The sequence below is a fragment of the Afipia sp. P52-10 genome (genome assembly GCF_000516555.1).
Taxonomy (GTDB): domain Bacteria; phylum Pseudomonadota; class Alphaproteobacteria; order Rhizobiales; family Xanthobacteraceae; genus P52-10.
Map to the genome: position 1 here is coordinate 697,539 of NZ_AZSJ01000007.1, position 18,692 is coordinate 716,230.

Consider the following 18,692-nt stretch of genomic DNA (forward strand, 5'->3'; position numbering starts at 1 on the left):
CCCTCAGGCTCCCGTCTTGCGGTCGCGGATGTCGACCGGGGTACCATTCGAAAGCAGCATCTGGCCGTCGGTCACCACGTTCTCGCCGCCCGACAGGCCGCTGGAGATCACCGACGATCCCTGGAAGGTCCGCGCCACGGTCACTGGCTGGACCTGAGCCTTGCCATCCTTGACCAGGAACACGAAGTTGCCGGCCTGGCTGCGCTGGACTGCGACCGAGGGCACGACGACCGCTTCCTCGTTGCGGACGACCAGCTTGGTGGAGACCAGCGTCCCCGGCCACAGCGTCTCCTTGTCGTTGTCCATCACCGCACGCAGCGTGACCATGCCGGTGTTGATGTCGACCGTGTTCTCGATCATCGCCACCTTTCCGGTTTCGGTCGCCTTGTCGCCGGGCAACGAGGCGATCGCGATCGCCGTTCCGGCCTTCAACGATTCATGCAGATCGGGCAGCACCCGCTGCGGCACGGTCAGCGCGACGTAAATCGGCGCGATCTGATTGATGGTGGCAAGCGGCGCGACATCGGCCGGGCGGACAAAGTTACCCACCTTGACGTTGGCCGCGCTGATGCGCCCGGAGATCGGCGCGCGGATCGTGGCGTAGCTCTTCTGGACCTTTAAATTCTCCAGAACGGACTCATCAGCACGAACCGTCCCGCGCAGGATGTCCATCTGCGTCTGCGCGTTATCAACGTTGACTTGGGTGGTTGCTCCCTTGGCGATCAGATCGCTGTAGCGGCGGAAATCGCGCTCGGCCCCTGCAAGTTGCGAGCGATCGCGCGCCAGCGTCCCTTCGGCCTGCGCGATCTGCGCATCGATCTGTCGCGCGTCGAGCGTGAACAGAATGTCGCCCGCCTTGACGCGCGCGCCATCCTGGAAATGAACTTCTGTGATCGTCGTCTCGATGCGCGACTTCAATGCGACGCTGGCGATCGGTGTCACCGTCCCGATCGCATCGACCTCGACCGGCACCTGCTTGCGTTCGGCGATGGCGGCCTGGATCGAGATCGCGCGAACGCGGCCCGGTCCCTGCGCCTTTGCAGCCCCGCCCGTATCCATCCAGGATGAGCGCGTGCTGAAAGCGACCGTTCCGGCAACGGCGACCAGACCGAGGGCGATAAACAAATTGCGTTTTCTCATAATTTCTCGCACATGCCGGCCACGCGCGCGCGCTCTGCCCCGGCCACCCATCAAAAGAACCTTAGGTCTCCCCCAGACCCGTTATAACCGGGTTCTTGGCGATCTATTCCCGAAGGATTTATCACAGCTTCGGGGAAGCATGCAGTATCCATCTGTTGGAATCGTTGCCATCGTGCCAGTCGGAAAGTGCACGGCAAAATGAAGAAATGTTAATGCGAAGGGCTCCGCACTATGCGTATCGCCACATGGAACGTTAACTCCGCCCGCCAGCGGTTGGACCACCTGCTCTCCTGGCTCAAGGAAACCAGCCCGGACGTCGCCTGCCTGCAGGAAATCAAGTGCACGGACGATACGTTCCCGCGCGAGCCGATCGAGGCGTTGGGCTACAACGTGGTCACCCACGGCCAGAAGGGCTTCAACGGCGTCGCCCTCCTCTCCCGCTTTCCCTTCGACGAAACGCGGCCGCGCCTAGCCGGCGACGATGACGACGCGCAGTCACGTTTCCTCGAAGGCGTCATTTCGCTGAGGCGGGGCGTCGTCCGGATCGCCTGCCTGTATCTGCCAAACGGCAACCCGCCGAACACGGAAAAATACCCATACAAACTCAACTGGATGAAGAGGCTTTACGACTATTCGGTTGAACGGCTCAAAACCGAGGAGCCTTTCATCCTCGCGGGCGACTTCAACGTCATTCCCGCCCCTGGCGACGTCCACAATCCTGCGGCGTGGGTCAACGACGCCCTGTTCCTGCCGGAAACACGCATGCGTTTTCAGGCCCTGCTCGGGCTCGGGCTGACCGATGCCCTGCGCGCCGTCACCGACCAAACCAAGCTTTACACGTTCTGGGACTATCAGGCCGGCGCCTGGCAGAAGAACAACGGTATCCGGATAGATCATCTGCTGGTGTCGCCGCAGGCGTCAGACCGCCTGGTCACGGTCGGCATCGACAAGCATGTGAGGGCCTGGGAAAAGCCGTCGGACCATGTCCCGGTCTGGGCCGAGTTCGACTTCGACACGCGCAACTAGTGGCGAGCAATCGTGCGTTGCATTACGGGCAACGAACCCGAGACAATCAGTCGCGGCGCCCCTGCACCCAACGCTCGAGCATCCGGCCAGCCATCGCCCGGTCGTCCTCGCTCGCGCGCTTCAGCGCAGAGTTGTAGACATCATTGATCCAGACCTCGTCCGGACCCGCATTGTCGCGGGCGAGCGTCAGCCACATCAGACCACGGGCCACCTGGCGGGGCAGCAGATCGCCGTTGAACAGCATCTGCCCGAGCAGCGCCTGGGCCTGGAATTGCCCCTTCTGCGCCGCCTGCGCCAGCCAGCGCGCTGCGTATTTCGGGTCGCGCTGCGAACCGACGCCGTCGAGATACATGCGCGCCAGATTGTACTGGGCGTCCGCGTTGCCGAAATACGATGCGGCATAGTGGAACATTTCCCGCGCCCGCTCGCGGTCGATCCGGACACGGGTGTTCGGAATGCCGTCCCGGTAGTAGCGGCCGAGCGCGACGAACGCATTGGCGACGATCTGCGCCTGCGGTGCGGAGGGGCTGTCCTCGGCGTGCTGATTGGCGATGCGGCTGAAATAGTCAAAAGCGCGCAGGTCATCGCGATCGACGCCCTCGCCGGTCGCGTACATCCGACCGAGCTTCCACTGCGCGATCGGATGGCCGCCCTCGGCGGCATACTGCAGGGTGGACAGCGAGTTGCTGGACGGCACCGCAGCCTTGGCAGCAGCCGTGCCGTTGGGCACAGCCACCGGCAGCGGCGGAACGGGGACCGCCGTCGGTGCAGCCAATCCAACGGGCGGCAGTCCCGCGGACGACAAGCCACCCGGCGTCGTACCTTCGAACGCAAAGGCAGGTGCTACGGCCAGGATGGCCGCTCCGGCAATGACACAGGACGCGATACACTCAGATATCCGCATAGCACTGCTTCTCTTCGGCGCCGCCAGGATGGGTGACAGCGCCATTCACGGCCGGACCAACCTGCTGGGCGTACTTCCACAGAACCCCTGAACCGAAACGCTCCGCCGGCGGCTGCCAGGCGCTTCGCCGCTCGGCAAACTCGGCCTCGGAGAGCTGTACGTTGAGATGTCCGTCGACCGCATCGATCTCGATGATGTCCCCGTCGCGGATCAGCGCGATCGGGCCGCCGACGGCTGCTTCCGGCCCGACATGGCCGACGCAGAAGCCGCGGGTCGCGCCCGAGAACCGGCCATCGGTGATCAGCGCCACCTTGCCGCCCATACCCTGACCGGTGAGCGCGGCGGTGGTCGCGAGCATCTCGCGCATGCCGGGACCGCCTTTCGGCCCCTCATAGCGGATAACGATGACCTCGCCTTCCTTGTAGGTGCGGTTCTTCACGGCCTCGAACGCATCCTCTTCGCGATCGAAGCAGCGCGCCGGGCCGGTAAATTTGAGATTGCTCATTCCGGCGACCTTTACGATCGCCCCCTCCGGCGCGAGGTTGCCCTTGAGCCCGACGACACCACCCGTGACGGTGATCGGCTGATCCGCTGGGCGCACGACATCCTGGTGCGGATTCCACTTCACGCTGGCCATGTTCTCAGCAATGGTGCGGCCAGTAACGGTCATACAGTCGCCGTGCAGATATCCCTGGTCCAACAGGGTTTTCATCAGGAGCGGTATGCCACCAACTTCAAACATGTCTTTGGCGACATAACGGCCACCCGGCTTCAAATCCGCGATATATGGTGTCTTTTTGAAGACCTCGGCGACATCGAACAGATCAAATTTGATCCCGCATTCGTGAGCGATGGCTGGTAGGTGCAATGCGGCATTGGTCGAACCACCGGAAGCCGCCACGACCGCCGCCGCATTCTCCAGCGCCTTCCGGGTGACGATATCGCGCGGACGGAGATTGAGTGCGATCAGCTCCAGGATTTTCTCGCCAGCTGCGGCGCAAAACCGGTCGCGGATTTCGTACGGCGCCGGCGCACCGGCCGAATACGGCAGCGCCAGCCCGATCGCCTCGGAGACGGTGGCCATGGTGTTGGCCGTGAACTGAGCGCCGCAGGCGCCAGCGGACGGGCATGCGACCTGCTCGATCTCGTCCAGATCCTCGTCCGACATCTCACCGACCGAGTGCTTGCCGACCGCTTCGAACATGTCCTGCACGGTGACCTGCTGGCCGCGGAAATTGCCTGGCAGGATCGAGCCGCCATAGATGAAGATCGACGGCACGTTGAGGCGGACCATCGCCATCATCATGCCAGGCAGAGACTTGTCGCAGCCGGCCAGGCCGACCAAGGCATCGTAGGAATGGCCGCGCACGGTCAGTTCGACCGAGTCAGCGATCACCTCGCGGGACGGCAGCGACGAGCGCATGCCGTCATGGCCCATGGCGATACCGTCGGTGACGGTGATGGTGCAGAATTCGCGCGGGGTGCCGCCAGCCGCGGCGACGCCCTTTTTCACCGCCTGGGCCTGGCGCATCAACGCGATATTGCAGGGGGCAGCCTCGTTCCAGCAGGAGGCCACGCCGACGAACGGCTGGTGAATCTGGGCCGAGGTCAGGCCCATGGCATAGTAATAGGACCGGTGCGGCGCGCGCTCGGGCCCTTCCGTCACGTGACGGCTGGGCAGACGGCTCTTGATGTTCGTCTTCACGTCCATCGCAACTCGGTTTCCCGCCAACTTACGCAACACGCCCTACTCAACTTCGGGACCGGCCGATCGGACATCGGTGTCGCAGCGCTGGCCTGCATTCAACGAGATCACGGAGGCGTGTGGCCAAATCGCGGCGCAGACAAGGGCTTCCGGCGCACGCGGCCAAATGTTCAGGGACTGTTGTACGGCCGCAACATTGTGGAGCCTCGGCAACGGTCGGATCGTACGGCGGCGTTCAATTGCAGCCGCCACCGACTGGGCAACCGGCGGTCTCTCGCGGGCGGCCGCAACATGGAGGACGCGACGTGGAGGACGCGACCAAGCGCGCCCTCGCGAGGGCATTGGCATTAGGAAACAGCATCAACGAGATCGGCGCGCCGATCCCCCCTCAGCGCTTTACCAACATCCGCCACGCCACCAGGATGATGATCGCGCCGATCGAGGCCGAAACCAGTGTCCGAAAGAAGCCAAAGACCGGGACTTCGGCGATCTCGGCGAGCTTCGCACCGACAAACGCCCCCGCCACGCCGACCAGAATGTTGGTGAAAATGCCATGGTTGGACTGGGTGACCCGTTCGGCGATCCAACCGGCGATGGCGCCGATCACCAGCATCATGAAAAAGCCGACACCCGGCTGAGCAAAGAAAGTCTGAGCCTCGTTCATCCTGAATACCCCCTGTTATCCGCGGGAAGGCTAACGCAGGCCTTGATTCCCGTCACGTCGCCCGAGGCCGATCCTTCCGTCACTCAGGCCAGGAAGGGCAATTCGACGGCGAGCGTGTAGCCGTTGAGCGTCAGCAGCGCCCCGGCGGCGCCGACGACCCCGCCAACCATGGCAAGCCACGGCAGGGTTGCGACGATCGAAACCGAGATCAGCACGATCGCGATCTGCAGCAACGCCTCCGCATAGTCGAAGTACGGGTCCTGCTTCAGGGCGTGATCGCGCTTGTTCTCGAATTCCTTGGCCTTGGCGAGAAGCTCCTTCTTGCCCTCGCGGGTTTCCGGCTCGCTTTCGTAGCGGGCTACCGTCTTGCGATAGGCATCGGCCTTGGCCTTGAGCGCTGCTTTCGCCTCCGCGCCAAGGCCTGCGTCCTGCAGAAATGCGAGCTCGATCGCGTCCGCCGCAAGATTGAAGTCGGTCTGCCGGATGTTCTTCGCCTGATAAAATGCGAAGGTGTTCGACGCATAGATATTGTTGTTCGTCGCTTCCTTACCGGCGTTGGCTCCGCCGAGCCCTGTGATCGCCAGCAGCATCGCGAGAATGGCGATGCCAACCGCCGCCCGCTGCTTGAAGCGGTCGTTCTGCCTTTCCTGATCCATCAAATCGGCGGCGTCTTCGGCTTTCATCGGCGTCTCCTTTACCAAAGGGCCGGACGATAGCCGCAAGGCCGTGTCACGATCGCGACGCGATCATGCTTCTCCACACGCTTATTTTGCTGTTAGCGCCAGAGCCCCCTCACGCGGGCGTTGTACACGTTTCCGGATAGGCTCAGACGTTGAGCACGCGCCCGTAGGCGTCAAGCACCGCCTCCTTCATCATCTCCGACAGGGTCGGATGCGGGAAGACCGTGTGCATCAGCTCTTCCTCGGTGGTCTCCAGGTTCATCGCCACGACGTAACCCTGGATCAACTCGGTGACCTCGGCGCCGACCATGTGCGCGCCGAGCAGCTGCCCGGTCTTCTTATCGAAGATCACCTTGATGAATCCCTGATCCTCACCGAGCGCGATCGCCTTGCCGTTGCCCGCGAACGGGAAGCGGCCGACGCGGATCTCCCGCCCCTGCTCCTTCGCCTTGGCTTCGGTGAGACCGACCGAAGCGATCTGCGGCTGGCAGTAGGTGCAGCCTGGGATCAAATTTTTGTCCATCGCATGCGGATGCAGGCCCTTGATGCCTTCGACGCAGATGACGCCTTCGTGCTCCGCCTTGTGCGCCAGCATCGGCGGACCCGCCACGTCGCCAATGGCGTAGATGCCGGGAGCGTTGGTGCGGCACAGGCCATCGACCACCACGGTCCCGCGCTCGATCTTCACGCCAAGCTTCTCCAGCCCTAGGTTCTCGACATTGCCGACGACGCCGACCGCCGAAATCACCCGCGACACTTCCAGCGTCTGCGTGCCGCCCTTGCCGTCATCGATGGTTGCGACCACGCTGTCGCTCTTCTTGTCCAGCTTCGTCACCTTGGCACCGGTGAGGATCTTGATGCCCTGCTTCTCGAAGCTCTTGCGGGCGAAGGCGGCGACCTCCGCATCCTCAACCGGAAGGATCTGCGGCAGCACCTCAACAATGGTCACCTCCGCGCCCATGGTGCGGAAGAACGAGGCGAACTCGACGCCGATCGCGCCAGAGCCGACCACCAGCAGCGACTTGGGGATTTCCGGCGCGACCATCGCTTCGAAATAGGTCCAGACCAGCTTGCCGTCGCCTTCGAGCCCCGGCAGTGCGCGCGGCCGCGCACCGGTCGCGAGCACGATGTGCTTGGCCTGATAGGCGCCGGGACCAAGCGCTCCTTTCGGCGCGTCGGTCTTAGCAGCCTTTACCGTGATCTTGCCGGGCGCATCGATGGTCGCCTCACCCCAGATCACCGTGACCTTGTTCTTGCGCATCAGGAAGCCGACGCCATCGTTCAGCCGCTTTGACACGCCGCGCGAGCGCTGCACCACCGCCTTCGGATCGAACGAGACGTTGTCGGCCTTCAGCCCGTAGTCCTTGGCGTGCTGCATGTAATGGTAGATCTCGGCCGAGCGGAGCAACGCCTTGGTCGGGATGCAGCCCCAGTTCAGGCAGATGCCCCCGAGATAGGCCTTCTCGACGATCGCGGTCTTGAGACCGAGCTGCGCGGCACGGATCGCCGCCACATAGCCGCCGGGGCCGGAGCCGATGATCACAACGTCGAAGGATGTATCGGCCATAAGGCACTCCGAACTTAACTCGGCCGCTGCGCGCGGCGGATCAACACCAGTCTCATCAGCCCGCCATCACGAGGGGCGGCGATATATCTTGCGACGTTAAGCTGATTCATTGCCGAACCGCTGATGATGACCGAGATTGCGCGATACGCGGCATCGACCTCCCCCTGCGCTCTCGATGGCTTTCGCGACTACACCACCATCATCACCGGATTTTCGATCAGCCGTTTGAACGCAGCGAGGAATTCGGCGCCGAGCGCGCCATCAACGGCGCGATGATCGCAGGACAGCGTGGCGCTCATGATCGTGGCCACCTCGATCTTGCCGTCCCGCACCACGGCGCGCTCCTCACCGACGCCGACCGCCAGAATGGTTGCATGCGGCGGGTTGATCACGCCGGAGAACTCCTTGATTCCGTACATGCCGAGGTTCGAGACCGCTGTGGTGCCGCCCTGATATTCCTCGGGCTTCAACTTGCGGGCGCGCGCGCGCGCCGCGAAATCCTTCATCTCGGCGGAAATGACCGAAACCGGCTTGCTGTGCGCATTGCGGACGACCGGTGTGATCAATCCGCCGGGGATCGCGACCGCCACGCCGACGTCGGAGGCCTTGTGCTTGAGCATGGCGCCGTCGGTCCAGGTGACATTGGCGTCGGGCACACGCTGCAATGCCAGCGCCAGCGCCTTGATGACGAAGTCATTGACCGAGAGCTTGTAGGCCGGCTTGCCGTCCTTGTCCTTCGGCGCAGCCGCATTGATCTCCTCGCGCGCGGCGGTGAGCTTGCCGATGTCACAATCGACCGTCAGATAAAAGTGCGGGATCGTCTGCTTCGACTGCGTCAGCCGCTGTGCGATGATCTTGCGCATGTTGTCGTGTGGCACGACCTCGTAGGAGCCCTCGGCGAACATCGCGCGAACCTGCTGTTCGCTCGGGCCTGCAGCCAGTACCGGCGCCGCAGCCGCTGTGCCGGGCGCTGCTGGTGCAGCCTTCAGGCCCTTGCCAGACCTCGCTGCCTCCACGTCGCGGGCCACCACCCGGCCATGTGGGCCCGTACCCTCGATACGTGCGACATCAATACCAGCATCCTTCGCCAACCGCCGCGCCAACGGCGACGAGAACACGCGAGACTGGCCCGAACCATTCATCGCCGCAGGCTGAGATGCCGCTGCGGGAGCCGCTGTAGTAGCCGCTGCAGTAGCCTTGGCCTGCGCTGGCGCCGCAGTGGGCGCAGCCGCTTGAGCGGAAGCCGCGGCAGGCTTGGCTTCACTGGTTGGGGCTTCCGCTTTCGCAGCCGCGGCAGGCTTAGCACCGCCACCACCGGCAGCCGCCGCCTTCACGTCCTCGCCTTCGCCCGCGAGCACGGCGATGACGTCGTTGACCGCGACATCCTGCGTTCCCTCCGGCACCAGGATCTTGGCGATCGTGCCGTCATCGACGGCCTCGACCTCCATGGTCGCCTTGTCGGTTTCGATCTCGGCGATAATGTCGCCAGACTTCACCGCGTCGCCTTCCTTCTTCAACCACTTCGCGAGGTTGCCCTTCTCCATGGTTGGCGACAGGGCGGGCATCAGAATGTTGATTGGCATGCTTTCACCCGTCGGGTCAGTACGGCAATGCGGGCAGGCGTCGGTCGGTCACGGCGATGCTCATGACGAATAGGTCACGGCCTTCACGGCGGCAATCACATCGGCGACGCTCGGCAAGGCGAGCTTCTCGAGGTTGGCGGCATAGGGCATCGGCACGTCCTTGCCCGAGACCCGCAGCGGTGGTGCGTCCAACCAATCGAAAGCCCGTTCGACCACGCGCGCGGAAATCTCGGCGCCGACGCCGGACTGCTGCCAGCCCTCCTCCACCGTGACGACACGACCGGTCTTCTGCACCGAGGCGATGATCGTATCGGTATCCAGCGGGCGCAGCGTACGCAGGTCGATCACCTCGGCCTCGATGTTCTCCTTCGCCAGTTCCTCGGCGGCCTTCAACGCGTAGGTCATGCCGTTCGACCAGGCGACCAGCGTGACATGCTGCCCTTTGCGGGCGATCCGCGCCTTGCCGATCGGCAGCACGTAGTCGTCGAGCTTCGGCACCTGGCCGTTGTGACCATAGAGAATCTCGTTCTCCAGGAAGATCACCGGATTAGGATCGCGGATCGCCGCCTTCAAGAGGCCCTTGGCATCCGCCGCCGAATACGGCGCGATCACCTTCAGGCCTGGAATGTGTGAGTACCAGGACGAATAGTCCTGGCTGTGCTGGGCAGCCACCCGCGCCGCCGCGCCGTTCGGACCACGGAACACGATCGAGCAGCCCATCTGGCCGCCGGACATGTACAGCGTCTTCGCCGCCGAATTGATGATCTGATCGATCGCCTGCATGGCGAAGTTGAAGGTCATGAACTCGACGATCGGCTTCAATCCGGCGAATGCCGCACCGACGCCGACGCCGGCGAAACCATGCTCGGTGATCGGCGTATCGATCACGCGCCGCGCGCCGAACTCCTGCAGCAACCCTTGGGTGATTTTGTAGGCGCCCTGGTACTCGGCGACCTCCTCACCCATCACGAACACGTCGCCATCGCGGCGCATCTCTTCGGCCATCGCATCGCGCAAGGCCTCGCGCACCGTCATGGTCACCATCTCTGTGCCTTCCGGCACGTCTGGGTCTTCGGGAATCTCGGTCCGCGAGTCGGAGACGACGGCAGGCGCGGATGCGGCAGGCGCTTTCTGCTCGCCGGCCGGAGCTTCGGCCTTTGCAGGTGTCTCGGCCTCGTTCTTCTGGGCGGGCGGGGTCGCTGCCGCGGAAATCGCGGAGGCATCTTCGCCGTCGGCGACGATGACGGCGATCGGCGTATTGACGGCAACGTCAGGGGTGCCTTCAGGCACCAGGATCTTGCCGAGCGTCCCTTCGTCGGTCGCCTCGACCTCCATCGTCGCCTTGTCGGTCTCGATCTCGGCGATCACATCGCCGGACTTCACCGTATCGCCTTCCTTCTTCAGCCACTTGGCGAGGTTGCCCTTCTCCATCGTCGGCGAAAGTGCGGGCATCAGAATTTGTACAGCCATCGTCTGCTCCGCCACTCAGCGCGTCACGTCGGTCCAGAGCTCGGCGGCATCCGGCTCCGGATCATTCTGGGCAAAATCGGCAGCCTCGTTGACGACCTGGCGCACCTGCGCATCGATCTTCTTCAACTCGTCCTCGGAGACCTTCAGTTCGAGCAAACGCTGGCGCACCTGCTCGATCGGGTCCTGGTCATGGCGGACCTTCTCGACCTCCTCGCGGGTCCGGTACTTCGCAGGATCGGACATCGAGTGGCCGCGATAGCGATAGGTCTGCATCTCCAGGATGTAGGGACCGTTGCCCTCGCGGCACCACTTCACCGCCTTTTCGCCCGCGGCCTTCACCGCGCGCACGTCCATGCCATCAACCTGCTCACCTGGAATGTTGAACGACACGCCCCGCTTCGAAAAATCCTGCTGCGCCGAGGAGCGGCTGACGGCCGTGCCCATCGCGTAGCGATTGTTTTCGACAATATAGACGACCGGCAGCTTCCAGAGCTCGGCCATGTTGAAGCTTTCGTAGACCTGACCCTGGTTGGCTGCGCCGTCGCCGAAATAAGCGAGGCTGACATTGTCGTTGCTGCGGTAGCGGTTGGCGAAGGCGAGACCGGTTCCGAGCGACACCTGGGCGCCGACGATGCCGTGCCCGCCATAGAAGTGCTTATCCAGCGAGAACATGTGCATAGAGCCGCCCTTCCCCTTGGAATAGCCGCCACGCCTGCCGGTCAGTTCGGCCATTACGCCCTTGGGATCCATGCCGCAGGCCAGCATATGGCCGTGATCGCGGTAGCCGGTGATAACTTGATCGCCCTCCTTCAACGTCATCTGCATGCCGACGACGACGGCCTCCTGGCCGATGTAGAGGTGACAAAAGCCGCCGATCGCGCCCATGCCGTAGAGCTGGCCCGCCTTCTCCTCGAAGCGGCGGATCAACAGCATCATACGCAGGGCTTCGAGTTCTTGTTCCTTGGTGAGAGCGGCGATCGCCGCCGTTTTGCCGTTGCCGGTAGAGGGGGACGACTTTTTCGCAACCGCCATGTGATATCCAGAGGCTGATCCAACTCGGAAACTAGATGCTGAATAACCCAATTCAGCAAGCCCCGAAAGGATCACGCAATCCGTCAAATAGACGCGGTGCAAAACGCGCGTCAATCGACACGAACTTGCGCCGATGCCAAGGAAATTGGAAGAAAGTTCAGTTGTTGCGGATGACGCGCACGAGGTCTCGCGGATGCGCGAATTCGAGCTGGTAACGCGCCCGCTCGTCCAGCATGTCCGGATCGAGGCTCTCGGCACGCAGCAGCGATACGCGATGCTCCATCGTCGCGCGCTCTTGTTTCAAACGCGCAAGTTCGGTCGTCAGGGCAATGATCTCTTGGTCCAGCGCCTGCTGTGCGTGCAGACCGTACTTCCCGGTGTAAGCGTTGACACCGAAATAGCCGATCAGAGCCGCAGCCATCGTGTAGAGCGCGACACCGGTCAGGAATGACTTGAGGCGGGTATGGGAGACCATGCCGCACGATGCGACGGCCGGGTTAATGGACCGCTAACAACCCGGCCGCGCGACGACAAACGATCAGGCTTTGTTGCGTTCGACCCACTTGGCGAACTCGCCGAGATAGCTGACCAGGAACTGCTTCAGCGAATCCTTGATCAACTCCCCCTTGTCATCATAGGCGTCGCCGACGCCGCCGAGATACATCTCCGGCTGCTGCAGAATCGGGCCGCTGATGCCGGGTAGGATCTGCTGCAGGTGCTTGACCGCGCTGACGCCGCCATGCGCGCCGGGCGACGTGCCGATGATGCCGACCGGACGGCCATTGAACGAGCTTTTGCCATAAGGGCGCGAGCCGATGTCGATGGCGTTCTTGAGAACGCCCGGGATCGAGCGGTTATACTCGGGCGTGACGAACAGCACCGCATCCGATTTCTGAATCTTTTCGCGAAACGCCACCCAATCCGCCGGCGGATTGGCTTCCAGGTCCTGGCTGAAGAAGGACAGCCCGTGCAGCGTAACGACATTGAGCGAAAGTGACGGCGGCGCCAGCTTGCTCAGCGCATTGGCGACACGAAGCGAGAAAGCCTCTTTACGAAGGCTGCCGACGATGACGGCAACGTTGTAGGGAGCCATGACGAATATCCTCTTATCTGGGTCAAGCGCCGTGGCCGGGTGGGCGTGACGCTGCAGTGCAATCTACATGCATCTGCATGAAAGAAGATGCAAGTGCATACTGATCAAAATCCGCCCCGATGACGGGAGCGTGAACGAGCTCCGCAGAAACGACAAGAGCCTGATCCGCGGGTGGGATCAGGCTCTATTCTACCAGTCGGAACAATCAGGAGCGCTCAGCCCTGCTCTTTCAGCCCTGCCCCTTGATGGCGGCACGGCCGGCGTAGCGGGCCTGGGTTCCGAGTTCCTGCTCGATCCGCAACAGTTGATTGTACTTGGCGGTGCGGTCCGAACGCGCCAGCGAACCGGTCTTGATCTGACCACAGCCGGTGGCGACCGCGAGGTCGGCGATGGTGGAATCCTCGGTCTCGCCGGAGCGGTGCGACATCACCGCGGAGTAGCCCGCCTTGAAGGCCATCTCGACCGACGCCAGCGTCTCGGTCAGCGTGCCGATCTGGTTGACCTTCACCAGGATCGAGTTGGCGCGGCCGTGTTTGATGCCATCGGCCAGGCGCTTGACGTTGGTGACGAATAGGTCGTCGCCGACGAGCTGGCATTTTGCTCCGATCAGATCGGTGACTTCCTTCCAGCCGTCCATGTCGTCCTCCGACATGCCGTCCTCGATCGAGACGATCGGGTAACGCGAAACGAGATCGGCGAGATATTTCGCCTGTTCCGAGCGCGTCCGCGTCTTGCCCTCGCCCTCGTAGACATACTTGCCGTCCTTGAAGAACTCGGTCGAGGCACAGTCGAGCGCCAGCAGCACGTCGCTACCGGGCTTGTAGCCGGCCTTGGTGATCGCGTTCATCACGAACTCGAGCGCGGCATCCGCCGACGGCAGGTTCGGCGCGAAACCGCCTTCGTCGCCGACGTTGGTGTTATGGCCCGCCTTCTTCAACTCGGCCTTGAGCGTGTGGAACACTTCGACGCCGATACGCAGTCCTTCGGCGAAGGTCTTGCCACCGACCGGCATGATCATGAATTCCTGGAAATCGATCGGATTGTCGGCATGAACGCCACCGTTGATGATGTTCATCATTGGCACCGGCAATGTGCGGGCGGACGTGCCGCCGACATAGCGATAGAGGGGCAGGCCGTTCGCCTGCGCCGCGGCCTTCGCTACCGCCAGCGAGACACCCAAGATGGCATTGGCACCGAGGCGGCTCTTGTTGGGCGTGCCGTCGAGAGCGATCATCGCCTCGTCGATCTGCACCTGCTGCTCGGCATCGATGCCGCCGATCGTGTCGAAGATTTCGCCCGTGACGGCCGCGACCGCCTTCTGCACGCCCTTGCCCAGGTAGCGGGCCTTGTCGCCATCGCGCAGTTCGACGGCCTCATGCGCGCCAGTCGAGGCGCCGGAGGGAACCGCAGCCCGCCCCAGTGAACCATCTTCCAGCACCACGTCGACTTCCACCGTCGGGTTGCCGCGGCTGTCGAGAATCTCGCGTCCGATGATGTCGACAATGGCGGTCATGTGCAGTCCTCTTCAGCTTGTAGGGTGTCACTTTCGCCGGAGCTTCTACAGGAAGCAGCGGCCATGGCAAAGACCGCCAGCCACGGGCGCCCCTGCGTCAGGTGACCTGGCTGGCGGGAATGGTTATTAGGACACAACGGAGTCCCCCATGGCTAAGAAAATCGCCCCAAAATCGCCACGTCCTCTGCAACTCGGACGCGCCGTCGCCTGGCCGAAAACGCCAGATGAAGCTCAGATCGACAGGGTGCCGAATCCGCAAAGCGGAACGAATTATCTCGTTCGGTTCGCCGCCCCCGAGTTTACCTCGATGTGTCCGGTCACCGGTCAGCCGGATTTCGCCCACCTGGTCATCGACTACGTGCCGGGCCGCTGGCTGATCGAATCGAAGTCGCTCAAGCTCTATCTTGCGAGCTTCCGCAACCATGCGGGCTTCCACGAAGACTGCACGGTGACCGTCGGCAAGCGGATCGCCGACGAAATCAAGCCGCGCTGGCTGCGCATCGGCGGCTACTGGTACCCGCGCGGCGGCATTCCGATCGACGTGTTCTGGCAGACAGGCCGCGCACCAAGGGACGTCTGGATTCCCGATCAGGGCGTCGCACCCTATCGCGGGCGCGGCTGACCGCTCGCGCTATTTGCCATGCTCACCGCCGAACGCGACGTCCGGCGGGTGACGGTGGCGCAGCTTTCTCGCACAGAAAATGCCGACGGACAGGATCAGCATCGCGGTCGTCAGCAGCGTCGGCAGCTTGCCGACGTAGGTCAGGCCGAGGCCATACGTCAGCGGCCCGGAAAACTGACCGCAGTTGAAGCAGAACGCCTGTAGCGACACCGCGCTTGCGCGGGCATCCGGCGCAATCTCCGAGGTGAACACCTGGAAGCCGCCATGGATCAGATAGAAGCCGTATCCCATCAGCATGAAGTTGAAGAACTGCACCTGCCAGGGTGGTCCGAAGGCGATAATGGCGATCTGCGAGGCAATGAACGTAGCACCTGCAACCATCAAGGCGTTGTCACCGAAGCGCGCGAGCAACCGTGAAACGGTGGCCGCATACATCAGGCCGCCAACGGCGTAGCCGCCAATCACAAGACCCGCGATGGCAAGGCGCGGCTCGCCAAGCTGCTGCAGGAACGAGGCGACATAAGGCAGCATGCCGAAGATGCACAGCCCTTCGACGAACACGCCGAGATAGCAGATGCGGGCGTTCGGGTGGCTGAGGATGCGCCTGTAGTTCTGCGCGATCAGCGCGGGATCAACGGGCTTGCCGGGCAGACCGAGCTGATGGCGAAAGCCCCACGCCACGGCCAGCGAGATCACCAGGATGAAGCTGCCGAGGATGGAGAATACCCCGCGCCAGCCGACCAGATCGCCCAGCACACCGGAAAAACTCGCCCCCAGCAGGTTGCCGGTCAGCGCGCCGGCCATGATCCGGCTCATAGCGATGCGCCGTTTCTCGACCGGGAAAAGGTCGCCCGTGAGCCCCATTGCGACGGGAAACACGCCGCCCGCGCCCAATCCGCAGATGATGCGTGACGCCAGCAGGAGCTCGAACGACGTCGTAAACGAGCCAACGATGTTGGCGATGCCGAGAACGATCAAGCAGGTCAAAATCACCTTAGGCTTGCCGAACAGATCGGCCACCATGCCAAGCGGCAATTGTACGAACGCGAAGGCTATGGCCGACGCCGAGGCAAGCGTCGCCGCGGTCGTGATGTTCACGGCCATCTGCTCGCTGATCTGCGGCACCACCGGATCGATGACGCGTGACGTCAGACCCGCGGCAAAGTTCCCCATCGCGATGATGGGGAGCAGATATTGCATGGCATGGGACGATGAGGTCGTAGACGGGGCCATTCGGCGTTAGTTCGTAGTCTTGGAGCCGCTTTTTGAGGAATACTGACCTAGCAGCCAGGAACAGATCGGACCAATGACCAATAGTAATGCGGCTGCGGCAAAAAGCGTTGGAATTTTGCCCGCATAGAGCAGCCCGAGGCCATAGATCAGCGGACCGGTGAACTGGCCGCAGAAAAAACAGAACGCCTGCAGTGACAGCGCCCCTGCCCGAGCCTCCGGCGCGATCTCCGAGATCAGCACCTGGAACGAACCGTGGATCAGGAAGAAGCCCCATCCCATCACCATGCAGCTTGCAAACTGAGCCGGCCATGACGGGCCGAACGCGATCACCACGATCTGCGAGGCGGCGATGGCACCGCCGAGCGCGATCAGCCCGCGTTCCTTGAAGATCGGCAACAGCCGCGCGACGCTTGCTGCATAGAGCAACCCGCCAAGGGCAAAACCGGCGATGACGAGCCCTGCGATCGATAACCTGGGTTCACCGAGCTCCTGCAGGAATGCGGCGATGAACGGAAACAGGCCCATCACGCAGATGCCTTCGATGAACACGCCGCCATAGCAGATCCGCGCGTACGGGTGCTTCAGGATGCGCCGGTAGTTGCCTGCGATCACGGCGATGTCGACGGCCTTGCCCTTGCTCGCCATCTGGCTGCGAAAGCCCCATGCGACAGCGATTGAGGCCAGCAACACGACGATGCCGATCGACGACAGCACGCCGCGCCAGCCGGCAAAATCGCCGAGCACGCCCGCGTAAGTGGCGCCGAGCAGATTGCCCGCGGTCGCTCCGGCGAGAATCCGGCTCATCGCCACCTGGCGCTTGTCGATGCCGAAGATGTCGCCGACCAGCCCCATCGCCACCGGGAACACACCGCCTGCGCCGATGCCGCAGACAATCCGCGAGACCAAGAGCCATTCGAACGAGGTCGCGAATGCCCCGGCGATATTGGCAAGGCCAAGAATGACGAGACAGGTCAGGATCAGCCGCGGCTTGCCGAACAGGTCGGCGATGGCGCCGAGCGGCAACTGAATGAAGGCGAAGCTGATCGCGGTCGCCGACGCCAGTGTGGCAACGGCCGGAATGCTGACCAGCAGTTGCGCGCTCACCTGCGGCAGGACGGGGTCCATCGCACGCGTGGACAGCCCAGCCGCAAAGTTGGCCATAGCGATGATGGGAAGCAGATAATGCATCGACGAACAGGCGAAGAACCGGCGCCCGTTGTCAATCATTCCTGCGCCGGCTTGTCCTCAGCAACTCTTGCATGCCTGTGCCGCAGCCAGTGCGCGCAAGCAATTCCCAGCAGCAGCATGATCGCCGCCGCAAACAGCAATGTTGGAACTTTGCCGAGGTGCGACACGCCGAAGCCGTAAGCGAGCGGTCCCGCCGTCTGTCCGAGGAAGAAGTGAAACGCATGCAGCCCAACCGCAGTGCCACGCGCTTCGACCGATATTTCGGAAGCGAAGGTCTGCAACGATCCGTGGATCATGTAGAAGCCGCAGCCCATCACCACGAAATTCACGATCTGCGCCTGCCAGGGCGGCCCGAGCGCAACGATAACGAGTTGCGAGGCGACGAGCAGGCCGCCGCCGATCATCAGCCCCTTCTCGCCAAGCCAGGGCAGCAGCCGTGCAACGCTGGTGCTATAGACCAGACCGCCGACCGCAAATCCGGCAATCACGATGCCTGCGATCGACAGCCGGGGTTCGCCGAGGTCCGCGAGAAAAGCGGCCACGAACGGAAACAGACCAAGGACGCAGCTGCCTTCGATGAACACCGCCGGATAGCAGACGCGTGCATGCGGATGCGCGAAGATGCTGCGGTAGTTGCCGATAATCGTCGCAATATCGGTCGGCTTGCGCGCTCCGCGCATCTGGTGCCGAAATCCCCAGCCGACCGCCGCCGACGCCGCCAGTACCAGCGCGCCCATGACAACCAGCACGCCGCGCCAGCCCACGTGGTCGCCGATCAATCCGGAGAATGTCGCGCCGAGCAGATTGCCCGCCATCGCGCCGGCAAGCACGCGCCCCATCGCGACTTGCCGCTGCTGGATCGGGAAAATGTCGCCGACGAGACCCAAGGTCACCGGCATCACGCCGCCGCCGCCGATGCCCGCGAGCACGCGCGTCACCAGCAGCACCTCGAACGAGGTGGAAAACGCGCCGACGATGTTCGCGGCGCCCAGCAGGATCAGGCAGATGAAGATTAGCTTCGGCTTGCCGAACGCGTCGGCGACCATACCGAGCGCCGGCTGGATCATTGCGAAGGTGAATGCGAAGGCGGACGCCAGCATCGCCGCGGTCTGGATCGTCACCAACAGCTCGCTGGCCACCTGCGGCAGCACGGGGTCCATTGCACGGACCGATAGCGATCCCGCAAACGACGCCGTCGCTATGATAGGAAGCAGATACTGCATGCGCACGTGAGGCAGCCGTTGCTCCGGCTGCGGTTCTTGGGAGGAGCGG

The 18,692-nt window shown here is 63.1% G+C and carries 17 protein-coding genes; 2 read left to right on the forward strand and 15 right to left on the reverse strand.

All coding sequences use genetic code 11. The annotated features are described in order from the left end of the window. Positions 1-3 precede the first annotated feature (3 nt). Positions 4-1,140 carry an efflux RND transporter periplasmic adaptor subunit gene (locus X566_RS20530; protein WP_034471095.1) on the reverse strand — a complete coding sequence of 379 codons (1,137 nt, stop codon included), beginning with the start codon at positions 1,138-1,140 and terminating at the stop codon, positions 4-6. Between the two features lie 231 nt (positions 1,141-1,371). On the opposite strand from X566_RS20530, the gene xth reads away from it, so the two are divergent. Then, positions 1,372-2,166 (forward strand): exodeoxyribonuclease III, encoded by a 795-nt coding sequence (gene xth / locus X566_RS20535; RefSeq protein ID WP_034471098.1) that lies wholly within the window; start codon positions 1,372-1,374, stop codon positions 2,164-2,166. 46 nt (positions 2,167-2,212) lie between these two features. Here xth and X566_RS20540 read toward each other — a convergent pair whose 3' ends face one another. From X566_RS20540 to eno, 11 genes are all read right to left on the reverse strand, one after another. Further along, positions 2,213-3,070 carry a tetratricopeptide repeat protein gene (locus tag X566_RS20540; RefSeq protein ID WP_034471101.1) on the reverse strand — a complete coding sequence of 286 codons (858 nt, stop codon included), beginning with the start codon at positions 3,068-3,070 and terminating at the stop codon, positions 2,213-2,215. Continuing rightward, on the reverse strand, positions 3,057-4,781 hold the full coding sequence (gene ilvD / locus X566_RS20545) for a dihydroxy-acid dehydratase (protein WP_034471104.1): 1,725 nt from the start codon (positions 4,779-4,781) through the stop codon (positions 3,057-3,059). The genes X566_RS20540 and ilvD overlap by 14 nt, the downstream gene beginning before the upstream one ends. Positions 4,782-5,163: 382 nt before the next feature. Continuing rightward, positions 5,164-5,439: a GlsB/YeaQ/YmgE family stress response membrane protein gene (locus X566_RS20550; protein WP_034471107.1), complete on the reverse strand. Its 276-nt coding sequence runs from the start codon at positions 5,437-5,439 to the stop codon at positions 5,164-5,166. An 83-nt stretch (positions 5,440-5,522) separates the two neighbouring features. Further along, positions 5,523-6,122: a DUF4337 domain-containing protein gene (locus X566_RS20555; protein WP_152540004.1), complete on the reverse strand. Its 600-nt coding sequence runs from the start codon at positions 6,120-6,122 to the stop codon at positions 5,523-5,525. A 142-nt stretch (positions 6,123-6,264) separates the two neighbouring features. After that, positions 6,265-7,686, reverse strand: coding sequence for a dihydrolipoyl dehydrogenase (lpdA, locus tag X566_RS20560; RefSeq protein WP_034471111.1), 1,422 nt, complete (start codon positions 7,684-7,686; stop codon positions 6,265-6,267). A gap of 188 nt (positions 7,687-7,874) precedes the next feature. Beyond that, positions 7,875-9,269 carry a pyruvate dehydrogenase complex dihydrolipoamide acetyltransferase gene (locus X566_RS20565; protein WP_034471114.1) on the reverse strand — a complete coding sequence of 465 codons (1,395 nt, stop codon included), beginning with the start codon at positions 9,267-9,269 and terminating at the stop codon, positions 7,875-7,877. Between the two features lie 60 nt (positions 9,270-9,329). Beyond that, a complete protein-coding gene (locus X566_RS20570) occupies positions 9,330-10,739 on the reverse strand; it encodes a pyruvate dehydrogenase complex E1 component subunit beta (RefSeq protein ID WP_034472630.1) in 1,410 nt (469 codons plus the stop codon). A 15-nt stretch (positions 10,740-10,754) separates the two neighbouring features. Continuing rightward, positions 10,755-11,771, reverse strand: a complete 1,017-nt coding sequence (gene pdhA, locus X566_RS20575) for a pyruvate dehydrogenase (acetyl-transferring) E1 component subunit alpha (protein WP_034471116.1) — start codon at positions 11,769-11,771, stop codon at positions 10,755-10,757. A 157-nt stretch (positions 11,772-11,928) separates the two neighbouring features. Further along, on the reverse strand, positions 11,929-12,246 hold the full coding sequence (locus X566_RS20580) for a septum formation initiator family protein (RefSeq protein ID WP_034471118.1): 318 nt from the start codon (positions 12,244-12,246) through the stop codon (positions 11,929-11,931). Between the two features lie 63 nt (positions 12,247-12,309). Further along, on the reverse strand, positions 12,310-12,864 hold the full coding sequence (locus tag X566_RS20585) for an NADPH-dependent FMN reductase (RefSeq protein WP_034471120.1): 555 nt from the start codon (positions 12,862-12,864) through the stop codon (positions 12,310-12,312). 229 nt (positions 12,865-13,093) lie between these two features. Then, positions 13,094-14,377, reverse strand: a complete 1,284-nt coding sequence (gene eno, locus X566_RS20590) for a phosphopyruvate hydratase (protein WP_034471123.1) — start codon at positions 14,375-14,377, stop codon at positions 13,094-13,096. Positions 14,378-14,525: 148 nt separating this feature from the next. Between eno and queF the strand changes: the two genes are divergently transcribed. After that, positions 14,526-14,999 carry a preQ(1) synthase gene (queF, locus tag X566_RS20595; protein ID WP_034471125.1) on the forward strand — a complete coding sequence of 158 codons (474 nt, stop codon included), beginning with the start codon at positions 14,526-14,528 and terminating at the stop codon, positions 14,997-14,999. 9 nt (positions 15,000-15,008) lie between these two features. On the opposite strand, the gene X566_RS20600 is transcribed toward queF, so the two are convergent. From X566_RS20600 to X566_RS20610, 3 genes are read right to left on the reverse strand one after another with little or no spacing between them, the layout of a single operon-like run. Next, positions 15,009-16,199, reverse strand: a complete 1,191-nt coding sequence (locus tag X566_RS20600) for an MFS transporter (RefSeq protein ID WP_034471127.1) — start codon at positions 16,197-16,199, stop codon at positions 15,009-15,011. A gap of 39 nt (positions 16,200-16,238) precedes the next feature. Next, complete coding sequence (locus tag X566_RS20605) at positions 16,239-17,459, reverse strand: MFS transporter (RefSeq protein WP_244434847.1); 1,221 nt, start codon at positions 17,457-17,459, stop codon at positions 16,239-16,241. Next, positions 17,456-18,643: an MFS transporter gene (locus tag X566_RS20610; protein ID WP_051444395.1), complete on the reverse strand. Its 1,188-nt coding sequence runs from the start codon at positions 18,641-18,643 to the stop codon at positions 17,456-17,458. Before X566_RS20610 ends, X566_RS20605 begins: the two co-directional genes overlap by 4 nt. Positions 18,644-18,692: the final 49 nt, after the last annotated feature.